A 3,357-nucleotide genomic window follows, 5' to 3' on the forward strand; every position below is an offset into this window, starting at 1 on the left:
TGGTCGAGAGCGAGCTGTTCGGCCACGAGCCGGGGGCGTTTACCGGCGCGCAGAAGCGGCGTATCGGCAAGTTCGAGTTCGCCAATGGCGGCACGCTGTTCCTCGATGAAATCGAAAGCATGAGCCTGGACGTGCAGGTCAAGCTGCTGCGCCTGTTGCAGGAGCGCGTGGTCGAGCGCCTGGGCGGCAACAGCAGATCGCGCTGGATATCCGCATCATCGCCGCCACCAAGGAAGACCTGCGCCAGGCCGCCGACCAGGGGCGCTTCCGGGCCGACCTGTATTACCGCCTGAACGTCGCGCCGCTGCGCATCCCGCCACTGCGCGAGCGCGGCGAAGACGTGCTGATGCTGTTCCAGCATTTCGCCGACGCCGCCAGCGAGCGCCACGGGTTGCCACAGCACCTGCTGCAACCGGCACAACGTGCGGTGCTGCTGCGCCACCCGTGGCCGGGCAACGTGCGCGAGTTGCAGAATGCCGCCGAGCGCTTTGCCCTGGGCCTGGAGCTGGCGCTCGATGGCGATAGCCAGGACGCCAGCGTGGTGGCGCCGGTGACAATGGGCAGCGGCAACCTCAGCGACCAGGTCGAGCAGTTCGAGCGCTCGCTGATCGCGGCCGAGCTGAGCCGCCCGCACAGTTCCATGCGCAGCCTCGCCGAAGCCCTCGGCGTGCCGCGCAAGACCCTGCACGACAAGCTGCGCAAGCACGGCCTGAGCTTTGCCGACAGCAACGCCAGTGGCAACGACGAGACCGAGGATACCCGCTGATGAACCCGAGCCATTACCTGCAGGACGTGCTGCATGCCGACATCCCGCTGACCCGCGAGATGGGCCTGCAGGTACTCGACTGGCACCAGCAGACCCTGCGCCTGCAACTGCCGCTGGCGGCCAACGTCAACCACAAGAGCACCATGTTCGGCGGCAGCCTGTACTGCGCCGCCGTGCTGGCGGGCTGGGGCTGGCTGCACCTGCGCTTGCGCGAAGCGGGCATAGGCGACGGCCACATCGTGATTCAGGAAGGCCAGATCAGCTACCCGCTGCCGGTCACCGGCGCCGCCGTGGCGGTCTGCGCCGCGCCCGATGCCAAGGTCTGGGAGCGCTTCGTCGCCACCTACCAGCGGCGCGGCCGCGCGCGCCTGAGCCTGCACACCCAGGTGTTCAATGAAGGCAAGGAGCAGCCCGCCGTGCTGTTCAGCGGGCAGTACGTGCTACACCGCTGAGGCGAGTGCGAGCAGCTTGGCGCGCCACGCTGCGGCAGCCGGCAGGGCGAGGAAAAACGGGTTGAGCAGGGACTCGCGCGGCGGGTAGGCGAACGCCTTGCCGTCCAGCCCGAGCACTTCGCCGCCCGCGCCTTCGAGCACGCCCTGAGCCGCGGCGGTGTCCCATTGCGAGGTCGGCGCCAGGCGCGGGTAGCAATCGGCCGCCCCTTCGGCCAGCAGGCAGAACTTCAGCGAACTGCCGATGTTGGCCAGCGCCAGCTCACCCACTGCCGCGCTCAGGCCGGCCAGCAGGCGTTCCTGCTGAGGGCTCGAATGGCGGCGGCTGGCGACCACGGTGAACGTGGCGCCGGCCGCTGGAGCGTTGCGTACGCTGATGGGCTGCGCCGGCACATCCGGCGCCTCAACCCAGGCACCCAGCGCGCTGCCGCCGTAGTAGCAGCGGCCGCTGGTCGGCACGCCCACCACGCCGAACACCACCCTGCCCTGCTCGATCAGGGCGATGTTCACGGTGAACTCCTCGCTGCCGGCGATGAACTCCTTGGTGCCATCGAGCGGGTCTACCAGCCACCAGCGCTGCCACTGCGCGCGTTCGGCCAGGGGGATGTTGCAGTCCTCTTCGGACAGCACCGGGACCTGCGGGGCCAGCCGCTGCAGGCCGGCGGCGATCACGTGGTGCGCTGCCATGTCGGCTGCGGTCACGGGTGAGGCGTCGGCCTTGGTCAGCACCGCCACGTCGGCCCGCCAGAACGGCAGGGTCGCTGCGCCCGCTTCACGGGCCAGGCGCACCACCTGCTGCATCAGGTCACGGTCGTTCATGCGCCGAACACCCCGCGCTGGGTCAGCAGGTCGCGTACCAGGTACAGCGCCGCCAGCGCTCGCCCTTCGGAGAACTGCGGGTGCTGGGCCAGCGCCGAGAGTTCGCGCAGGTTGACCTGGTCGACGCGCATCGGCTCGGGTTCGTCGCCCTCCAGGCGCTCCTCGTACAGGTCGGTGGCCAGCACCACCTGGATCTTCTGGCTCATGTAGCCGGGCGAAAGCGACAGCTCGGTCAGGTGTTCGAGCTGGCGCGCACCAAAGCCGGCCTCTTCCTTCAGCTCCCGGTTGGCCGCCGCCAGCACGTCTTCGCCGGGCTCGATCAGGCCCTTGGGCAGCGACAGCTCGTAGTCGTCGGTACCGCCGCAGTATTCCTCGACGAGCACCGCGTGCTCGGCGTCGAGCATGGCCACGATCATCACCGCGCCATAGCCGTTGCCACGCCCGACCAGGCGTTCGTAGGTACGTTCGGTGCCGTTGCTGAAGCGCAACTCCACCGCTTCGACACGGAACAGGCGACTGCTTGCAACAATTTCGCGGCTTAGCACGGTGGGTTTCTGGCGCATGGGGGGCGGCTCCTTGGCGGTAACGGGGTACTATACCGCCCACTGTGTCTGGATCGAACGAGAATATTTCACATGCCCTCACTCGCCTGGCGCGACATCGATACCGTACTGCTGGATATGGACGGCACCCTGCTGGACCTGCATTACGACAACCACTTCTGGCTCGAACACCTGCCCCAGCGCTATGCCGAACTGCACGGTATCAGCCGCGCCATGGCCGAGCTGGAGTTGCAGCCGCTGTTCGAACGCAATGCGGGCTCGCTGAACTGGTACTGCCTGGATTTCTGGACGGCCGAGTTGAAGCTGCCGGTGCGCGAGCTGAAGCTGGAGACCGCCGACCTGATTGCCTTGCGCCCTGACGCCGACACCTTTCTGCAGGCGATCAGGCACGCCGGCAAGCGCGTGATCATGATCACCAACGCGCACCGGGACTCGTTGTCATTGAAGCTGGAGCGGGTAGAGCTGGCGCCGTACTTCGAGCGCTTGATCAGCTCGCATGACTACGGTTATCCGAAGGAGAGCCAGCAGTTCTGGAGTGCATTGCAGGACGACACCGGGTTCGATCCGGCGCGCAGCCTGTTCATCGACGATACCCTGGCGATTCTGCGCAGTGCCCGCACCTTTGGCGTGGCGCACCTGCTGGCGGTGCGCCAGCCCGACAGCCGCAAGGGGCCGCGCGATACCGCAGAGTTTGCCGCGCAAGAGGATTACCGGGACTTGCTGCAAGGGCTGTAAACCGCGGTGTCCCCTTCGCTGGCAA

4 protein-coding genes and 1 pseudogene are annotated in these 3,357 nt (G+C 67.4%); 3 read left to right on the forward strand and 2 right to left on the reverse strand.

Going from position 1 to position 3,357, the window contains the following annotated elements:
• Both G3436_RS25335 and G3436_RS25340 read left to right on the forward strand, forming a co-directional pair.
• Positions 1–766: pseudogene (locus tag G3436_RS25335) on the forward strand (sigma 54-interacting transcriptional regulator); the annotation flags it as partial.
• A complete protein-coding gene (locus G3436_RS25340; protein WP_178116604.1) occupies positions 766–1,218 on the forward strand; it encodes a YiiD C-terminal domain-containing protein in 453 nt (150 codons plus the stop codon). The pseudogene G3436_RS25335 and the gene G3436_RS25340, both read left to right, overlap by 1 nt.
• On the opposite strand, the gene cysQ is transcribed toward G3436_RS25340, so the two are convergent.
• Both cysQ and nudE read right to left on the reverse strand, forming a co-directional pair.
• Positions 1,207–2,034: a 3'(2'),5'-bisphosphate nucleotidase CysQ gene (gene cysQ / locus G3436_RS25345; RefSeq protein ID WP_163950898.1), complete on the reverse strand. Its 828-nt coding sequence runs from the start codon at positions 2,032–2,034 to the stop codon at positions 1,207–1,209. The two genes, G3436_RS25340 and cysQ, sit on opposite strands and share 12 nt — an antisense overlap.
• A complete protein-coding gene (gene nudE, locus G3436_RS25350; protein WP_163950901.1) occupies positions 2,031–2,597 on the reverse strand; it encodes an ADP compounds hydrolase NudE in 567 nt (188 codons plus the stop codon). Before nudE ends, cysQ begins: the two co-directional genes overlap by 4 nt.
• Before the next feature lie 72 nt (positions 2,598–2,669).
• Here nudE and yrfG point away from each other — a divergent pair, with 72 nt between their 5' ends.
• The gene (gene yrfG / locus G3436_RS25355; RefSeq protein WP_163950904.1) at positions 2,670–3,332 is read left to right on the forward strand and encodes a GMP/IMP nucleotidase; all 663 of its coding nucleotides are present in this window, start codon (positions 2,670–2,672) and stop codon (positions 3,330–3,332) included.
• Positions 3,333–3,357: the final 25 nt, after the last annotated feature.

It is taken from the genome of Pseudomonas brassicae (genome assembly GCF_010671725.1).
GTDB lineage: Bacteria > Pseudomonadota > Gammaproteobacteria > Pseudomonadales > Pseudomonadaceae > Aquipseudomonas > Aquipseudomonas brassicae.

What these genes read in the sequence shown, in the direction of transcription:
- G3436_RS25340 (WP_178116604.1), top strand. Translation starts at nt 766, where the DNA reads ATGAACCCGAGCCATTACCTGCAGGACGTGCTGCATGCCGACATCCCG.
- nudE (WP_163950901.1), bottom strand. Translation starts at nt 2,597, where the DNA reads ATGCGCCAGAAACCCACCGTGCTAAGCCGCGAAATTGTTGCAAGCAGT.
- yrfG (WP_163950904.1), top strand. Translation starts at nt 2,670, where the DNA reads ATGCCCTCACTCGCCTGGCGCGACATCGATACCGTACTGCTGGATATG.
- cysQ (WP_163950898.1), bottom strand. Translation starts at nt 2,034, where the DNA reads ATGAACGACCGTGACCTGATGCAGCAGGTGGTGCGCCTGGCCCGTGAA.